This is a genomic window from Bradyrhizobium sp. SZCCHNR3119, assembly GCF_032487775.1.
In the GTDB taxonomy this organism is placed as follows: domain Bacteria; phylum Pseudomonadota; class Alphaproteobacteria; order Rhizobiales; family Xanthobacteraceae; genus Bradyrhizobium.
In genome coordinates this window covers 160,107-175,695 of record NZ_JAUEUV010000002.1, presented here as the reverse complement: position 1 = coordinate 175,695, position 15,589 = coordinate 160,107, and the positions used below count along the sequence as shown (strand labels likewise).

Here is a 15,589-nt window from a genome sequence, read left to right as displayed (position 1 = left end):
GATGAAAGTTTTGCAAAGACTCACGGCCGCTGGCGATATTGAATTGCTCAAAACCGCGGCAGGCCACCACTCTATAGCTCTGCCGGGTGCGCTCCTCCCGGAAAGGATGTCCGGCGTCGGTCAAAGCCCATTCACCACAAAAATCGGCGGCACCGTGCTCATCGCGCGATACCGCCGGGGTCCAGTCAGGGAGAGAAAGTCGGGTCCTTAGATCATGATGAGATTAGAAAGAATCGCATCAGGATCTCATCTCTTTGATTGAACATGATCTTTTCGGAAAACCGGTTTCCAGCCTTCCGGACCATGCTCTAGAAGAAGCCCAGCTTCTTCGGGCTGTAGCTGACCAGGAGGTTCTTGGTCTGCTGGTAATGGTCGAGCATCATCTTGTGCGTCTCGCGCCCGATGCCGGACTGCTTGTAGCCGCCGAACGCGGCATGCGCCGGATAGGCGTGATAACAGTTGGTCCAGACCCGGCCGGCCTGGATCGCCCGGCCAAACCGGTAGCAGCGATTGGCATCGCGGCTCCAGACTCCGGCGCCCAGGCCATAGAGCGTATCGTTGGCGATCGCCAGCGCCTCGTCATCGGTCTTGAAGGTCGTGACCGACACGACCGGCCCGAAGATCTCTTCCTGGAAGATGCGCATCCTGTTGTTGCCCTGGAACACGGTGGGCTGGACGTAGAAGCCGCCGGCGAGATCGCCGCCGAGCTCTGCGCGCTTGCCGCCGGCGAGCAGCTTTGCCCCCTCCTGCTTGCCGATCTCGATGTAGGAGAGGATCTTTTCGAGCTGTTCGTTCGAGGCCTGCGCTCCGATCATGGTCGCCGGATTGCGCGGATCGTCCTGCCTGATGGCGGCAACGCGCTCAAGCGCGCGCGCCATGAACTTGTCGAAGATGTCTTCATGCACCAGCGCGCGGCTCGGGCAGGTGCAGACCTCGCCCTGGTTGAGCGCGAACATCACGAAACCTTCGATCGCCTTGTCGAAGAAGTCGTCGTCCTCGGCCGCAACGTCCTTGAAGAAGATGTTGGGCGACTTGCCGCCCAGCTCGAGCGTCACCGGAATGAGGTTCTGGCTGGCATATTGCATGATCAGCCGGCCCGTCGTGGTCTCGCCGGTGAAGGCGATCTTGGCGATCCGCGGGCTCGACGCCAACGGCTTGCCGGCTTCCAGGCCGAAGCCGTTGACGATGTTGAGGACGCCAGGCGGCAGCAGATCGGCGATCAGCTCGATCCAGACCATGATCGAAGCCGGCGTCTGCTCGGCCGGCTTCAGCACCACGCAGTTGCCGGCCGCGAGCGCCGGCGCGAGCTTCCAGCACGCCATCAGGAGCGGGAAATTCCAAGGAATGATCTGTCCGACCACGCCCAGCGGTTCGTGGAAGTGATAAGCGACGGTATCGTGATCGATCTCGGCAAGCGTGCCTTCCTGGCCGCGCACGACACCGGCAAAGTAGCGGAAGTGATCGATTGCGAGCGGCAGGTCGGCGGCGCGGGTCTCGCGGATCGGCTTGCCGTTGTCCCAGGTCTCGGCCACCGCGAGGCGTTCGAGATTGGCCTCCATGCGATCGGCGATACGGTTGAGGACGATAGCGCGTTCGACGACGCTGGCCCGTCCCCACGCATCCTTTGCGGCATGGGCGGCATCGAGCGCGGCTTCGATGTCCTGGGCGTCCGAGCGCGCGATCTTGCAGACGACCTGGCCGGTCACCGGCGAGACGTTGTCGAAATATTTGCCCGAATACGGCGCGACCCATTTGCCGCCGATGAAATTGTCATAACGCTCGGCAAAGGGCGACGTGGTTGCGGTCAGGAATTCCGGCTTGTTCATGGCGTGTTACTCCCAATGTTTTGTTGCATCGTTCGTCGCTGCGCTTGGCCCGGCAAAGCGGCTTGAGATCGGCGATTTGCAGGGGCGGTTCGCGTGGCTGCGACGTGGCGAACGATGTCGTGAGAGGGCCGACCTGTCAGCCGGGGCGCCAAGGCTCGCTCCCCGGAACTGTCGCAGATCTGCGACAGTTTGCTCCGCGCACGATGAGCGAAGCGCCGGTTGCACGCGGGCGCAGCCACATCCTGCGTCGCGCGCCCTTGCAGGCCCAAGAACGGTGAGAGGCCGGTCAGTGCCCGTTGAGGCCGAAGCGCTTCAGCTTGCGGTGGAGCGTGGCTCTGCTGACGCCGAGCGCCTTGGCCGCGGCCGAGACGTTGCCTTGCGCCCGCAGCAGCGCGCGTTGCAGCACCCCGCGCTCGACATCGCCGAACTGCTCCAGTGCTGCCCCTGGCCCGCTCAGGAGGTCGGCCGCCGGCATCGGCTGAAAGGTCCGGTCCGGCGCAAGTCCCAGGGACGAGCGGGCGGAGCGCGTGGCGCCAACCACGAGGTCATCGGCATCGACCGCAAGCAGCCCGCCACCATGGCCGTCCGGCGCAGGCACAAGGACCATCCTCGCCTTCGGAAAAGCGGCCCTGAACATCTCGGCTTCAATGCGGCGGGCCGCTTCACCGACGGCCAGCGTGATCAGATCCGCAAAGGCTTCGGTGCGATCGGCGCGGCAGGAAGAGACGTCGAGCACACCGACCAGCTTGGCGTCATGATCGTAGATCGGTGAGGCCGTGCAGCTCAGCAAAGTGTTGCGCGTGAAGAAGTGCTGATCGCGGTCGATCGTCAACGGCCGCTTTTCAACGAGACACGTGCCGATGCCGTTGGTGCCTTCGTGCGCCTCGCTCCAGACCGCACCGGTCCAAAGCCCCCAGGATTCGAAGGTGGCATCGTCGGCCGCGGCACCACGGCGATCGACCGGAACGCCATCCTCGGCGGCCAGCAGGACGGAGCAGCCTGTCGCCCCGACCGCCTGATACAGCCGGTCCATGATCGGCCGGGCAGCCTGCAGCAGCGGCGCGGCCCTCTCACGAATCCGCGCAAGCTCGGCCTCGGTCAGCCGGAGCGGCGGCCGGGTGCCGGCGGGATCGAGCTGATGGAATCGGGACGAGCGGCTCCAGGACGCTACGACGGCAGATTTCGCCGCGTGGCCGGAGGCGATGGCGGCCTCAACCAGCGTTGCATGCTGCACGAGCTCGCGCTTATTCATCGCGTTTGGCGCTCCTCCCAGAACTACGGCTAAGGCAGCCGGCCCGGCTCCGTTTGATCTGCGTCAAACTTGGAAACCGACAGACGGAACGGACCGGAACGTCACGCGCCCGTACCTGAACTCTCCTCGGCTGCGGCGTCGGCCCGGAAGACGAGATTACCGCGGATGATTGATCCTGACCAGATCGTGCGGATTGGCATAATCGAGCTGAAAGCGTGCCCGTTCATCGAGCATGTCGGGATCGATACGGTCGGCGCGCAACAGCGACACCCGCTTCTGGCTGTCGGCGCGCTCCTGCTTCAGCCGCACCAGCTCCGAGGTCAGCGCGATGATCTCCTGGTCGAGTTCCTGGCGGGCGGTCAGGCCGTAGCGCCCGGTATAGGCGTTGATGCCGAAATAGCCGATGATGGCCGCCGCCATCGTGTACAGGGCGAGCCCGGTCAGGAATGATTTAAGACGCGCGCGGGAGACCATGGGCCGCAGGATGCGGCGACTTGGTTAAGGCAGCCTTAAGGCAGGACCATCGCAAGCAGCCGAACCCGACCGGGCCTCATGGTTCGAGACGCGCCGCAAGCGGCGCTCCTCACCATGAGGGTCTGTCATTTGCCGCAAAACAAACCCTCGTCCTGAGGAGCTCGCCGGAGGCGAGCGTCTCGAAGGACGACCGCGAGAGAGATCGTCGGCCGAGTTTTTTCCTATCGATACCCTGCCGCTTGCGGGGCGAGGTTGTCGCGATCACGCCGCGAGCGCTGTGACAATCTGAGCAAGCTGCCGTCTCACCTGTTCTGCTTCTCCACGAACGCGGCAAACGCTTCAAGATATTGCTGCAGCACCACCTTCAGCGAGTCCTTGGTCAACTCGCCCTGGTCATCGAACGCGTCACCGACGCCGTTCAGATAGATTTCCGGCTGCCCCATGATCGGGCCAGAGATGCCGGGCATGATGGTCTGCAAATGCTTGGCTGCCGATACGCCGCCGAGCGGTCCGGGCGAATTCGAGACGATGCCGATCGGCTTGCCCAGGAATGAGCTCTTGCCATAGGGGCGCGAAGCGATGTCGATGGCGTTTTTCAGGACGCCGGGAATGGAGCGGTTGTACTCCGGCGTCAGGATGAGGACGCCATTCGAGTGCTGCAGCTTCTCGCGCAGCCTCAGCCAATCCGCCGGCGGATTGGCCTCGATATCCTGGTTGAAGAAGGACAGATCATGCAGCGTGGTCACGGCGACCGAGAGGCTCGCCGGCGCCAGCTTGGCCATGGCATTGGCGATCTTGAGCGTGAAGCTCTCCTTGCGGAGACTGCCGACGAGCGCAACGATAGAATACGGGCCAGGCATCAGGCGTCCTTTCGAGCCAAAAGAGGTCGGGCGACTTAACTCTCATGAGAAAATCATGCAAGTGCATGAAGCATGAGTTTTTAGAAACTCAGCGTTTCCCGATGGTCGCGACCGACATCATCATGTTCGTGCCACACCGCATGGGGGCAACTGGCGCCGTCGACACGTCATTGCACGTCGAAGTCCGCTCCTGGACATTCCAAGCTTACCATCGTCGCGCTCATTTGTGCGGTCTGCAAGGTTGGAATGGCAACGACCTTCCAATGACCCGGCTTGTTGAGCCAGAACTTCCGCCGTGACGTGGCGATGCGGCGCTCGGAATATCTGGTGCCCTGCCAAATCATCACCGCCTTCGGCTTCGGCGGGGCAACCTCGTGCCACGGTCCGAGATCGCCATGATCCAGGAACAACAGATGCCATTGGATGGTCTGGAACTCGTGATGTGCAACGATCACCTCGACGATCGAAGGCTTGGCGAGCGAAGTCGCGCCGAACTCCGATGGAGACAGCAGCTGGCAACGCGTATGCAGCGGCTCCTGGATGTGGAGCAGGTTGTCTTTCTGCGCAGCGGTCAGCATGGCGGATGTGGCGGGAAGCCCCGCATTGGGATCGTTGGTCGGGAATGAGCAAAGCGGCACGCCGGACGGCCCCTGCCCGGTCCAGGGATTGTTGGTGCAAGTGGCGTTCTGTGACCAGCTTGACCAGCCGTTGGAGACCGTCTCCTCCGCCTTCCCCGTCTCGCGATCCCACACGCCGGTGAGCTTGACTGTTTTGTTCGGCGGACAGGCCATCTCCTTGCCGCCTTTCCACCAATGCGTGGTCTCGAACTCATAGATCGAATAGCGCGGCTGGGGATATTGAACGGCTTTGGCACTCGTCAGCGCGTGGTACTGAACGCAGCCGATGCCTTGGGTATCCAGAAAGCAGACGATCGGGAAATTCTCGCTCGGCCAGCAGCCGGCCCGCGCCGAGGAGGTCGATGCGAACACCGCAATCACAAGCGCAAAGGCGAGGATACAAACGCGCATGGACCACCCCATCCCGTTACTCACAACGTGAGGTGGAATTTGCGCTTGGCTTCGCCAAGAGCCTTGATCAAAATCAACTTCGCCTGCGGTCCGCACAAGTGCTCGCTCGCGCCGCATCATGGGCTGCCGCGAAACGATCGCTACCGGCCCGCATCCTCCCCGATGCAGCGCGTGAATTCAGCGACTGCCTTGTGGGTCAGCCAGATCGCCTGCGGCTCGACCGGTTGCGCCCAGGACGAGACCTTCGCAATGACTATGTTGTTGACGGTATCGACGAACAGGTTCTGGCCGTGGATGCCCATGGCGAACAGCAGCTGCGGCGCGTCGTCGATGACGTACCAGCCGCTGCGGTAATGCATGTTCCTGCTGATCGCCGCGAAGCTGTCGCGCCACTGTCCCTCGCGCCAGGCCTCGGCATCGCCGCCGTGCCTGATGTCCTCGATCCAACGCTCCGGAATGATCTGGTTGGAATCGCGATGGCCATTTGCGAGTACGAGCTGGCCGAGGCGGGCAAAGTCGCGCAGCGTCGCGCAGAAGCCGCCGGTGCAGCGCGGCGCGCCTTTGGCATCCACGGTGATGTAAGTCTCTCCGCTGGCGCCCATCGGCTTCCACAGCAGCGTGCCGACCAGATTGGCAAAGCTGCGCCCCGTAGCGCGTTCGATCACCCAGCCGAGCAGATCGGTATTGGCCGATACATAGCTGAACGGGCCGCCATGCGGTTTCGCCTGCGCCCGCATCGTTGCGTAGAAGCCGTGCAAGTCGGCCGTCGCGCCGGGCGCCACCGGCTCCCAGCCGCTCGCATCGGCATAGGCTTGCAACCCTGCAGCGTCCAGCACGACGCCCGCGCGCATGTCCAGGAGTTCGCGAATGGTCGCACCGCGATAGGCCGTCGCGGCAACTTCGGGGATGTAGGTCGTCACCTCCGCGTTCACGTCGAGTTCGCCGCGCCCCACTAAGATGCCGGCCATCAGGCCCGTGATCGACTTGGTCGCGGACATCAGGATGTGCGGCGTCTCGCGATCCAGGCCGCCATCGTAGAATTCGAAGACGATGCGGCCGTCATGCAGCACGACGAGCCCGTCCGTGGCGGTGGTCTTGAGAAAGCCCGCGAGATCAAGGCGCGATCCATTCGGCAGCTTCAAACTGAAGTCGTCGAACTCTCGCGGGCGCGCCGGCAACGGCCACGCACTGCCCGGGGCACTTTCGATATCGGCGACGGGAAGGATGGCGCGGATGTTGCGGAATGCCTGGCGGCTGTACGGCGCCGTGCGCCAGTTGGATCGGTCGGCGCGCGCGGGCAAAGGATCAATCGACATTCACAGTCCGGGTCAATTTGCGAAGCGAGATAGATAGACTCGCGCTGCCCAGAACAAAAGATGCGACGACGCTGCAAAAGCAGGCAGGCCGCCGTTCCGGCGACCTGCGAGGTTGAAGGGCCGGATGGTCAGATCACCGGATTCCAGGGCGCCGGGATCAGCCGGTATGTGCTGCCGTTCTTCTCGACGTGGCCGACCGACGGAAACTGGAAGTGGAAGCCGATCACCGTTGCCTTCTCCGCTGCGGCCATGTCGTAGAATTTGTGCCGCGTCGCCTGCGCCAGTTCGGCATCGGTGTCATACATCACGTGCCAATCCGGGTTACGCAGGAAGAACTCCGGAATGTTGGTGACGTCGGACTGAATGAGAACCTTGGCGTTGCCCGAGGCGACGGCGAATGACGTATGGCCCGGCGTGTGACCGGGGGTCCCGATCGCGGTGATGCCGGGGGCGACCTCCTTGTCCCAATCATACTTGGTGACCTTGCCCTCGAGCCTCGCGAACACCTTCTTGAAGTTTGCAAAGTTGCCCTTCATCAGGTCCGACTGCGCCTTGGCGGCGTTGTCGTCGCTCGCCCAGAACTCCCATTCCTTGGCGGGCACCTTGAGCTCGGCGTTCGGGAAGGCCAACGCGCCGTCCGCGAGCCTGATGCCGTTGATATGATCGCCATGCATATGGGACAGCACCACGATGTCGATGCTCTTGGGATCGACGCCGGCGGCGGCGAGGTTCTGCAAGGTGCGGCCGACCGCGCCTTTGCTGGCCTCGAGATTGGCGACGCCATTGCCGGTGTCGATCAGCACCAGCTTGGATCCGGTATTGATCAGCTGCGGATTGAACGGCACTGTCACCATGCCCTTCGGCATATAGGCCTCGTCGGCTGCCGCGAGGGCCTCCTCCTTCGGCAGATTGGTGACGAACTTGTCGGGCATCGGGAATGTGCGCGCGCCGTCATTGATCGACGTGCACTCGTAGTCTCCAACCTTGTAGCGATAGAAGCCCGGTGCCTGGGCGCCGGCAGCCGGCACCGCTGCCCGCGCAATTGATAGTCCGAGCGGCGACAACGCGCTTGCGGCTCCCACAGCAGCGGCAGCGGCCAGAACTTGACGGCGGCTCAGATCGGTCATGGCGAATTTCTCCCCTCAGCAGTTTTGCGGCGCACGCCGCATCCATTCGCGAGCGGATTTTCTCCGGCCGCGGCGAGAAGGCAAGGGCGGCAGCGGCCGCCGGGCGCGACCTTACGTCACTTATCTTTGTTCGGGTTGATAAGGAATTTTTCGCCAGTTGCCCGTTTGGCGTAGACCGCGAGGTTGGCGGGATCGAGCGCCTCGGTCAACGAGACCACCTTGGTGTAGTGGCTCGCGAACGTCGTCTTCAATTCGTCGAGGACACGCTGGCGCAGCCGCTGCCCGTCGGCCTGACCGATCTTCATCAGGAACGGGAATAGCAGCCAGCCCCCGACGCTCCAGGCCATGCCGAAGGAGCGCGCGATCTCGGTCGGGCGCGTATCGAGGGCGCCGTAGATATAGACCTGCTTGTGCACGCTCGAACCGTAGCGGCTGTAGGCGCGTTTGCCCGACTTGTTGATCGCGGCCTCCATGCCAGTGAGGATCTGGCCGGCCAGCTTGCCGCCGCCAATGGCATCGAAGGCGATCGTCGCGCCGGTCTCGACCAGCGCGTTGATCAAGGATTCCATAAAATCCGGCGCAGTGGAGTCGACGATATATTTGGCGCCGATCTTCCGCAGGATCTCCGCCTGCCCGGCGCTGCGCACGATATTGACCAGCGGAATGCCGTCCTTGAGGCAGATCCTGTTCAACATCTGCCCGAGGTTGGAGGCAGCCGCGGTGTGGACCAGCGCGGTGTGCCCTTCCCGCTTCATGGTCTCGGTCATGCCGAGCGCGGTGAGCGGATTGACGAAGCAGGAGGCGCCTTCCGCCGCCGTCGTGCCCTCCGGCAGCGCCAAACATTCCGCGACCTTCAAGCAGCGATATTGCCCGTACATCGCGCCGCCGATCATCGCGACCGTCCGGCCCATCAGTGCCTTGGCCGCCTCGGACGAGCCGGTCTTGATGACGACACCGGCGCCCTCATTGCCGACCGGCATCGACTCGCCGACGCGGCCGGACATTGCCCGCATGCCGGCTTCCGGCACCTTCGCCGTGATCACCGGATGCTCCTTGCTGCCGGACGCCTGCATGGTCGACAGATCGGCGGCTCCAACCAAAAGCCCGAGGTCGGACGGATTGATCGGCGCCGCCTCGACCCGCACCACGACCTCGTCGGGCCCGGGTTCGGGAGTCGGCGCGTCGAGCAACGAGATTTCGAGCTCGCCGCTCGCCTTGATCAATGTGCGCAGTTGCAGACCATGCGTCGCATCAGTCATGCCGTCCTCCCTTGCCGCTCGCACCCAGCTATGGAAACGAGCTGGGCCTGCAATCTTTGTCGTTGCCATCCTTCGAGACGGCCGCCTGCGGCGGCCTCCTCAGGATGGGGATTTTGCCCGCCGCGAGATTCTCGCCGCCTATAGTGAGGGCGCGGCAACGCCGCGCGTCTCGAACCATGAGCCCAGCGGGGTGCGGGGTTGATCAGGCCAGCGCCTTCAGCGCCGCCCTGCCCGCATACTTCGCCTGGGAGTCCAGCTCCTCCTCGATGCGCAGGAGCTGGTTGTACTTCGCGGTGCGGTCGGAGCGCGCCAGCGAGCCGGTCTTGATCTGCCCGCAATTGGTGGCGACGGCGAGGTCCGCGATGGTGGAGTCCTCGGTCTCACCGGAGCGGTGCGACATCACGGCGGTGTAGCCGGCCTTGTAGGCCATCTCGACTGCGGCGAGCGTCTCGGTCAGCGTGCCGATCTGGTTGACCTTGATCAGGATCGAGTTGGCGCGGCCCGCCTTGATGCCATCGGACAGACGGTCCACGTTGGTGACGAACAGGTCGTCGCCGACGAGCTGGCACTTGGCGCCGACCAGGTCGGTCAGCTCCTTCCAGCCGTCCATGTCGTCTTCCGACATGCCGTCCTCGATCGAGACGATCGGGTAGCGCGCAACGAGATCAGCCAGATATTTCGCCTGTTCGGAGCGCGAGCGGGTCTTGTTCTCTCCGCCATAGACGTATGTGCCGTCCTTGAAGAACTCGGTCGCGGCGCAGTCGAGCGCCAGCATCACGTCCTCGCCTGCGGTGTAGCCGGCCTTGCCGATCGCGCTCATGACGAAGTCGAGCGCGGCGTCCGCCGACGGAATGTTCGGCGCGAAGCCGCCCTCGTCGCCGACATTGGTGTTGTGGCCCGCCTTCTTCAACTCGCCGCGCAGCGTGTGGAAGATCTCGGAGCCGCAGCGCAGAGCCTCGGCGAACGTTGGCGCGCCGACCGGCATGATCATGAATTCCTGGAAGTCGATCGGATTGTCGGCGTGCACGCCACCATTGAGGATGTTCATCATCGGTACCGGCAGCGTGCGCGCATTGACGCCGCCGACATAGCGATAGAGCGGCATGTCATAGGAGATCGACGCCGCCTTGGCGCAGGCGAGCGAGACGCCCAGAATGGCATTGGCGCCGAGTCGGCTCTTGTTCGGGGTGCCGTCGAGCTCGATCAGGATCTGGTCGATGGAGACCTGGTCCTGCACCGCCATGTCGCTGAGCGCTTCATAGATCTCGCCATTGACGGCCTCGACCGCCTGCTGCACGCCCTTGCCGAGATAGCGGTCCTTGTCGCCATCGCGCAGCTCGACCGCCTCATGGGCGCCCGTGGACGCCCCCGACGGCACCGCGGCCCGGCCCACCGAGCCGTCCTCCAGCACGACGTCGACCTCGACCGTGGGATTGCCGCGGCTGTCGAGAATTTCGCGGCCGATGATGTCGACGATGGCGGTCATGGGTTCCTCATGTGTTTCTTGGGTCAACCGTTCGGCGCCGCTTCTAGCGCAAGGCCGCGGGTGCGAAAAGGCCAAGGAGAATGAAGCAAGCACCCGTGACGGGCTTGCCGCGATTGGCTATGGGAGGGTGGAACGGAGACCCCCATGGCGAAAAAACCCGACAAATCCGAGGCTTCAGCCCCACTTCAGCTGGGACAAGCGGTTGCGTGGCCGGATCGCCCCGAGGCCGCCCGGCTCGACCGGGTGCCCAATCCGCAGAAGGACACCGACTATCTGACCCGCTTCACGGTACCGGAGTTCACTTCGCTCTGCCCGGTCACGGGCCAACCGGATTTCGCGCATCTGGTGATCGACTACGCGCCGGGTCCATGGCTGCTGGAATCGAAATCGCTGAAGCTCTATCTGGCGAGCTTCCGCAACCATGGCGCCTTCCACGAGGACTGCACGGTTGCGATCGGCAAGCGGATCGCGGCCGAGATCAAACCGAAATTCTTGCGCATCGGCGGCTACTGGTATCCGCGCGGCGGCATTCCGATCGACGTGTTCTGGCAGACGGGCAAGCTGCCGAAGGGACTGTGGGTGCCCGACCAGGGCGTGGCGCCCTATCGCGGGCGGGGCTAGGTCACAGCATCCGCCGGCGGCCGCTGCCGGATCAGCGCGGCGCAGGCAAAGCCGAGGGCGATCATGATGCCGGCCGCAGCCATCAGGCTCGGCAGCTTGCCGGCATGGACGACGCCGAAGCCATAGGCGATGGGACCGACGGTCTGGCCCATAAAGAAGGAGAACGAGTGCAGCGACATCGCGGTCGCGCGCGCCTCGATAGACAGTTCGCTGGCGAAAACCTGAAGACAGCCGTGGATCATGTAGAAGCCCCAGCCCATCAGCAGCATGCTGGCAAACTGCACCTTCCAGCCCGGACCAAAGGCGATCGCGATCAGTTGCAGGCCGACGAGAGCGGCCCCCGCGATCATCATGCCCTTGACGCCGAGCCGCGGCAGGAATTGCGACACCGTGAAGGTGTAGAACAGCCCTCCGACGGCAAAGCCCGCGATCACGATGCCGGCGATCGAGAGCGACTTCTCGCCGAGATCGAACAGGAAGGCCGCGATGAATGGAAACAGCCCGAACACGCAGCAGCCTTCGATGAAGACCGCGGAAAAGCAGTAGCGCGTGTTCGGATTGCTGAAGATTGTGCGATAACCCTTCCTGAGCGCTGCGAAGTCGGTCGTCGGCGCATGCGTCAGGCTCGCCCCGCGAAAACCGGCGAAGACCGCGATGGCAGCAACCAGCCCGAGCGCGCCGAGCGTCGCGAGCACGCCGCGCCAGCCGATGAAATCGCCGATAACGCCGGACGCGGTGGCGCCGAGCAGATTGCCGGCCATCGACCCTGCCAACGTCCGGCCAATCGCGACCTGGCGCTTGGCAGGTGCGACCAGATCGCTCGTCAGGCCGAGCGCGACCGGAAACACGCCTCCGGAGGCGATGCCAGCGAGAATGCGGGTTGCGAACAGGGCGCCGAACGAATTCGCGAGCGCGCCGAGGATGCTTGCAACGCCAAGCAGCGCCAGGCAGAGCGTCATCAACCGCGCCTTGCCGAACATATCGGCGGCCGCACCGATCAAGGGTTGGACCAGCGCATAGATCAAGGCATAGCCGGCAGCGAGGCCTGCGGCCGTGGCGATGCTGATGGCGAAATCGTCGGCCACGTGCGGCAGCACCGGATCGAGCGCCCTGGTCGAGAGCGCCGCCGAGAAGCCGGCCAAAGCAATGATGTTGATCGCTGGCGGGAAGCGCTGTTCCGACGGCCGGGCGACGGTCTGATGCATCAACGCCCCTGCCCTTTGGCAAGCGCGTCGAATGCCATCAGGGTGCGCAGCAATCCCTCGAACTCCGAGAGCGGGACCATGTTGGGGCCGTCCGAAGGAGCGTGATCGGGATCGGGATGGGTTTCGATGAACACGCCGGCGACTCCAACCGCGACCGCGGCGCGCGCCAGTACAGGCACGAATTCGCGTTCGCCGCCGGAGGAGGTGCCCTTCCCGCCCGGCTGCTGCACCGAGTGGGTCGCATCGAAGATGACCGGCGCACCGGTGGTACGCGCCATGATCGGCAACGAGCGCATGTCCGAGACCAGCGTATTGTAGCCGAACGACACGCCACGCTCGGTCACCAGTACATTGCGATTGCCCGCGCTCGTGATCTTGGCCACCACATTGGCCATGTCCCAGGGCGCGAGGAACTGGCCCTTCTTGACGTTAACGACCTTGCCGGTCGCGGCCGCCGCAAGCAGCAGGTCGGTCTGCCGGCACAAGAAGGCCGGAATCTGCAGCACGTCGACAGCCTGCGCCACCTCGGCGCATTGCGCCGGCTCATGCACATCGGTGAGCACCGGCAGGCCCAGCGAGGAGCGGATCTCGGCAAAGATCGGCAGCGACTCCGATAACCCCAAGCCGCGTGCGGCCGACGCGCTGGTGCGATTCGCCTTGTCGAACGAGGTCTTATAGACGAGCCCGATCTTGAGCCGCGCCGCGATCTCCTTCAGGGCCGAGGCCACTTCCAGCGCGTGGTTGCGGCTTTCGAGCTGGCACGGCCCCGCGATGACGGCGAGCGGCAACGCATTGCCGAAACTGACGGAGCCGGCAGTGACGACGGCCGCGGCTGGTGTGGTTGAGTTCAAGAGATCATCCTCGTTGCGTCCGACCATGGCGCAATGGCGCGGCCGGGATCAACCGGCAATCGCGACCGAATGGCTGGGTTGCGCAGCTCGGACGCTGCGCCCGCCGCGGCGCTACCGCATCGCCGAAAACGCCGTCGGCGTCAAAAGCTGGCTGGTAATATTGGCGACGATCTGGCCGTCCTCTTCGCTCTTCGCACGCGCCGCGAGCCACTCCGGATCGGTCGCGAACGCCGTCCAACGGGTTTCGCGCTCCGCAAGCGATTCCCAAGCCAGGAAGTAGGTCAGCTCCTGGTTGGATTCGCCGATCAAAGTGGTGAAAAAGCCGACCGGACGGATGCCATGCTTCTCGAACAGCTTGAGCGTGACGGTCTCGAAGCGCTTCAGCAGCGCCGGCAAGCGGCCGGGAATGCAGTGATAGATGCGGCTTTCGTAGATCATCGGTTCCTCCCTAATCGGTCGTTCTTTGATCAGGGAGCCTTGTCGCAACAATCGCGGCCACCGTCAAAGGCAGCATCACACCAGGCGCGACTGCACCATCGCGGCCCGAACGAAGGACGCAAACAGCGGATGCGGCTCGAAGGGCCGCGACTTCAGCTCCGGGTGGAACTGCACGCCGATGAACCAGGGGTGGTCCTCATATTCGACGATCTCCGGCAACACGCCGTCCGGCGAGAGGCCGGAGAATTTCAAGCCATGCTGCTCGAGCCGATCCTTGTAGGCGGTGTTGACTTCGTAACGGTGGCGATGGCGCTCGGAGATCTCCGTGGCGCCGCCATAGACCTCCGAGACCCGACTGCCCCGCTTCAGCACCGCAGGATAAGCGCCGAGCCGCATGGTGCCGCCGAGATCGCCGCTCTTGGAACGCTTCTCGAGCTCGTTGCCGCGCAGCCATTCGGTCATCAGGCCGACCAGCGGCTCCGGCGTCGGGCCGAATTCGGTCGAGTTCGCTTCGGCAATCCCAACCAGATTCCGCGCCGCCTCGATCACCGCCATCTGCATGCCGAAGCAGATGCCGAAATACGGCACGTCGCGCTCCCTGGCGAACTGTGCCGCGCGGATCTTGCCTTCGGCGCCGCGCTGGCCGAATCCGCCGGGCACCAGGATGCCGTTGACGTGCTCCAGGAACGGCGCAGGATCTTCGTTCTCGAACACCTCGCTCTCGATCCAGTCGAGCTTGACGCGGACCTTGTTGGCGATGCCGCCATGCGACAAGGCCTCGATCAGCGATTTATAGGCGTCCTTCATGCCGGTGTATTTGCCGACGATCGCGATCGTCACGTCGCCTTCCGGATTGCGGATGCGCTCGTTGATGGTGTGCCAGCTGGCCAGCGCCGGCGGGATCTTGGGCGCAATGCCGAACGCGGCCAGCACCTCGTCGTCGAGGCCAGCCGCATGATAAGCCTCGGGCACGGCATAGATGTTGTCGACGTCGCGGGCCTCGATCACGGCGCTTTCGCGCACGTTGCAGAACAGTCCGAGCTTGCGCCGCTCCTCCTTCGGAATCTCGCGATCGGTCCGGCACAACAGGATGTCCGGCTGGATGCCGATCGAGCGCAGCTCCTTCACCGAGTGCTGGGTCGGCTTGGTCTTCAATTCGCCTGCGCTCGGGATATAGGGCAGCAGCGTCAGGTGGATGTAGATCGCGTGCTCGCGCGGCAGATCGTTCTTGAGCTGCCGAATCGCCTCGAAGAATGGCAGGCCTTCGATGTCGCCCACCGTGCCGCCGATCTCGACCAGAACGAAATCGAACGGATCATTGTCGGAGACGATGAATTCCTTGATCGCGTTGGTGACGTGCGGGACGACCTGGATCGTTGCACCGAGATAATCGCCGCGCCGTTCCTTGGTCAGGATGTCCTGATAGATGCGGCCCGTGGTGATGTTGTCCTGCTTGGTTGCTGGACGTCCGGTGAAGCGCTCGTAATGGCCGAGATCGAGATCGGTCTCGGCACCGTCATCGGTCACGAACACTTCGCCGTGCTGGTACGGCGACATCGTGCCGGGATCGAGGTTGAGATAGGGGTCGAGCTTGCGAAGGCGGACCTTGTAGCCGCGCGCCTGCAGAAGCGCACCGAGTGCGGCTGACGCCAGACCCTTGCCGAGCGAGGAGACCACGCCGCCGGTGATGAAGATATACCGCGCCATGGGACTTTACCTTTAATGCCGCTGACGCGATTCGCCAAAACGAATCGCACAAAGCCCGCAAGTGGCTCGCGGGCCTGTGGGTTACAGGAAAACTGAAATCTTTTCAGTCGGTTAATTCAGCAATTCACAGACAGAAAGC

The 15,589-nt window shown here is 63.8% G+C and carries 14 protein-coding genes; 1 reads left to right on the top strand and 13 read right to left on the bottom strand.

Annotated features, from left to right (window positions below):
* Nucleotides 1-308 precede the first annotated feature (308 nt).
* The 9 genes from adh to eno form a co-directional block, all read right to left on the bottom strand.
* A complete protein-coding gene (gene adh, locus QX034_RS28070) occupies nucleotides 309-1,826 on the bottom strand; it encodes an aldehyde dehydrogenase (protein ID WP_315704150.1) in 1,518 nt (505 codons plus the stop codon).
* 286 nt (nucleotides 1,827-2,112) lie between these two features.
* Nucleotides 2,113-3,078, bottom strand: coding sequence for a GAF domain-containing protein (locus QX034_RS28065; RefSeq protein WP_315704151.1), 966 nt, complete (start codon nucleotides 3,076-3,078; stop codon nucleotides 2,113-2,115).
* 156 nt (nucleotides 3,079-3,234) lie between these two features.
* Nucleotides 3,235-3,552, bottom strand: a complete 318-nt coding sequence (locus tag QX034_RS28060; RefSeq protein WP_315704153.1) for a septum formation initiator family protein — start codon at nucleotides 3,550-3,552, stop codon at nucleotides 3,235-3,237.
* Nucleotides 3,553-3,854: 302 nt separating this feature from the next.
* Complete coding sequence (locus QX034_RS28055) at nucleotides 3,855-4,412, bottom strand: NADPH-dependent FMN reductase (RefSeq protein ID WP_315704154.1); 558 nt, start codon at nucleotides 4,410-4,412, stop codon at nucleotides 3,855-3,857.
* A 167-nt stretch (nucleotides 4,413-4,579) separates the two neighbouring features.
* Nucleotides 4,580-5,440: a hypothetical protein gene (locus QX034_RS28050; protein ID WP_315704155.1), complete on the bottom strand. Its 861-nt coding sequence runs from the start codon at nucleotides 5,438-5,440 to the stop codon at nucleotides 4,580-4,582.
* 140 nt (nucleotides 5,441-5,580) lie between these two features.
* Nucleotides 5,581-6,756 carry a serine hydrolase gene (locus QX034_RS28045; protein WP_315704156.1) on the bottom strand — a complete coding sequence of 392 codons (1,176 nt, stop codon included), beginning with the start codon at nucleotides 6,754-6,756 and terminating at the stop codon, nucleotides 5,581-5,583.
* Nucleotides 6,757-6,884: 128 nt separating this feature from the next.
* Nucleotides 6,885-7,883, bottom strand: a complete 999-nt coding sequence (locus tag QX034_RS28040) for an MBL fold metallo-hydrolase (protein ID WP_315704157.1) — start codon at nucleotides 7,881-7,883, stop codon at nucleotides 6,885-6,887.
* Nucleotides 7,884-7,999: 116 nt separating this feature from the next.
* Nucleotides 8,000-9,142, bottom strand: coding sequence for a zinc-binding dehydrogenase (locus QX034_RS28035; RefSeq protein ID WP_316196169.1), 1,143 nt, complete (start codon nucleotides 9,140-9,142; stop codon nucleotides 8,000-8,002).
* Between the two features lie 202 nt (nucleotides 9,143-9,344).
* The gene (gene eno / locus QX034_RS28030) at nucleotides 9,345-10,628 is read right to left on the bottom strand and encodes a phosphopyruvate hydratase (RefSeq protein WP_315730051.1); all 1,284 of its coding nucleotides are present in this window, start codon (nucleotides 10,626-10,628) and stop codon (nucleotides 9,345-9,347) included.
* Between the two features lie 144 nt (nucleotides 10,629-10,772).
* On the opposite strand from eno, the gene queF reads away from it, so the two are divergent.
* Nucleotides 10,773-11,249 (top strand): preQ(1) synthase, encoded by a 477-nt coding sequence (gene queF, locus QX034_RS28025; RefSeq protein ID WP_315704160.1) that lies wholly within the window; start codon nucleotides 10,773-10,775, stop codon nucleotides 11,247-11,249.
* Here queF and QX034_RS28020 read toward each other — a convergent pair.
* The 4 genes from QX034_RS28020 to QX034_RS28005 all read right to left on the bottom strand — a co-directional run bounded on the left by QX034_RS28020 (nucleotide 11,246) and on the right by QX034_RS28005 (nucleotide 15,450).
* Entirely contained in the window at nucleotides 11,246-12,454 is a 1,209-nt protein-coding gene (locus tag QX034_RS28020) for an MFS transporter (RefSeq protein ID WP_316196167.1), read from the bottom strand. The genes queF and QX034_RS28020 overlap by 4 nt on opposite strands.
* Nucleotides 12,454-13,332, bottom strand: a complete 879-nt coding sequence (gene kdsA, locus QX034_RS28015; RefSeq protein ID WP_409977497.1) for a 3-deoxy-8-phosphooctulonate synthase — start codon at nucleotides 13,330-13,332, stop codon at nucleotides 12,454-12,456. Before kdsA ends, QX034_RS28020 begins: the two co-directional genes overlap by 1 nt.
* 84 nt (nucleotides 13,333-13,416) lie before the next feature.
* Entirely contained in the window at nucleotides 13,417-13,743 is a 327-nt protein-coding gene (locus QX034_RS28010) for an NIPSNAP family protein (RefSeq protein WP_315704163.1), read from the bottom strand.
* Nucleotides 13,744-13,818: 75 nt separating this feature from the next.
* Nucleotides 13,819-15,450, bottom strand: coding sequence for a CTP synthase (locus tag QX034_RS28005; RefSeq protein WP_315704164.1), 1,632 nt, complete (start codon nucleotides 15,448-15,450; stop codon nucleotides 13,819-13,821).
* Nucleotides 15,451-15,589 lie beyond the last annotated feature (139 nt).

What these genes read in the sequence shown, in the direction of transcription:
- eno (WP_315730051.1), bottom strand. Translation starts at nt 10,628, where the DNA reads ATGACCGCCATCGTCGACATCATCGGCCGCGAAATTCTCGACAGCCGC.
- QX034_RS28045 (WP_315704156.1), bottom strand. Translation starts at nt 6,756, where the DNA reads ATGTCGATTGATCCTTTGCCCGCGCGCGCCGACCGATCCAACTGGCGC.
- QX034_RS28020 (WP_316196167.1), bottom strand. Translation starts at nt 12,454, where the DNA reads ATGCATCAGACCGTCGCCCGGCCGTCGGAACAGCGCTTCCCGCCAGCG.
- queF (WP_315704160.1), top strand. Translation starts at nt 10,773, where the DNA reads ATGGCGAAAAAACCCGACAAATCCGAGGCTTCAGCCCCACTTCAGCTG.
- kdsA (WP_409977497.1), bottom strand. Translation starts at nt 13,332, where the DNA reads ATGGTCGGACGCAACGAGGATGATCTCTTGAACTCAACCACACCAGCC.
- QX034_RS28060 (WP_315704153.1), bottom strand. Translation starts at nt 3,552, where the DNA reads ATGGTCTCCCGCGCGCGTCTTAAATCATTCCTGACCGGGCTCGCCCTG.
- QX034_RS28040 (WP_315704157.1), bottom strand. Translation starts at nt 7,883, where the DNA reads ATGACCGATCTGAGCCGCCGTCAAGTTCTGGCCGCTGCCGCTGCTGTG.
- QX034_RS28050 (WP_315704155.1), bottom strand. Translation starts at nt 5,440, where the DNA reads ATGCGCGTTTGTATCCTCGCCTTTGCGCTTGTGATTGCGGTGTTCGCA.
- QX034_RS28005 (WP_315704164.1), bottom strand. Translation starts at nt 15,450, where the DNA reads ATGGCGCGGTATATCTTCATCACCGGCGGCGTGGTCTCCTCGCTCGGC.
- adh (WP_315704150.1), bottom strand. Translation starts at nt 1,826, where the DNA reads ATGAACAAGCCGGAATTCCTGACCGCAACCACGTCGCCCTTTGCCGAG.
- QX034_RS28035 (WP_316196169.1), bottom strand. Translation starts at nt 9,142, where the DNA reads ATGACTGATGCGACGCATGGTCTGCAACTGCGCACATTGATCAAGGCG.
- QX034_RS28065 (WP_315704151.1), bottom strand. Translation starts at nt 3,078, where the DNA reads ATGAATAAGCGCGAGCTCGTGCAGCATGCAACGCTGGTTGAGGCCGCC.
- QX034_RS28010 (WP_315704163.1), bottom strand. Translation starts at nt 13,743, where the DNA reads ATGATCTACGAAAGCCGCATCTATCACTGCATTCCCGGCCGCTTGCCG.
- QX034_RS28055 (WP_315704154.1), bottom strand. Translation starts at nt 4,412, where the DNA reads ATGCCTGGCCCGTATTCTATCGTTGCGCTCGTCGGCAGTCTCCGCAAG.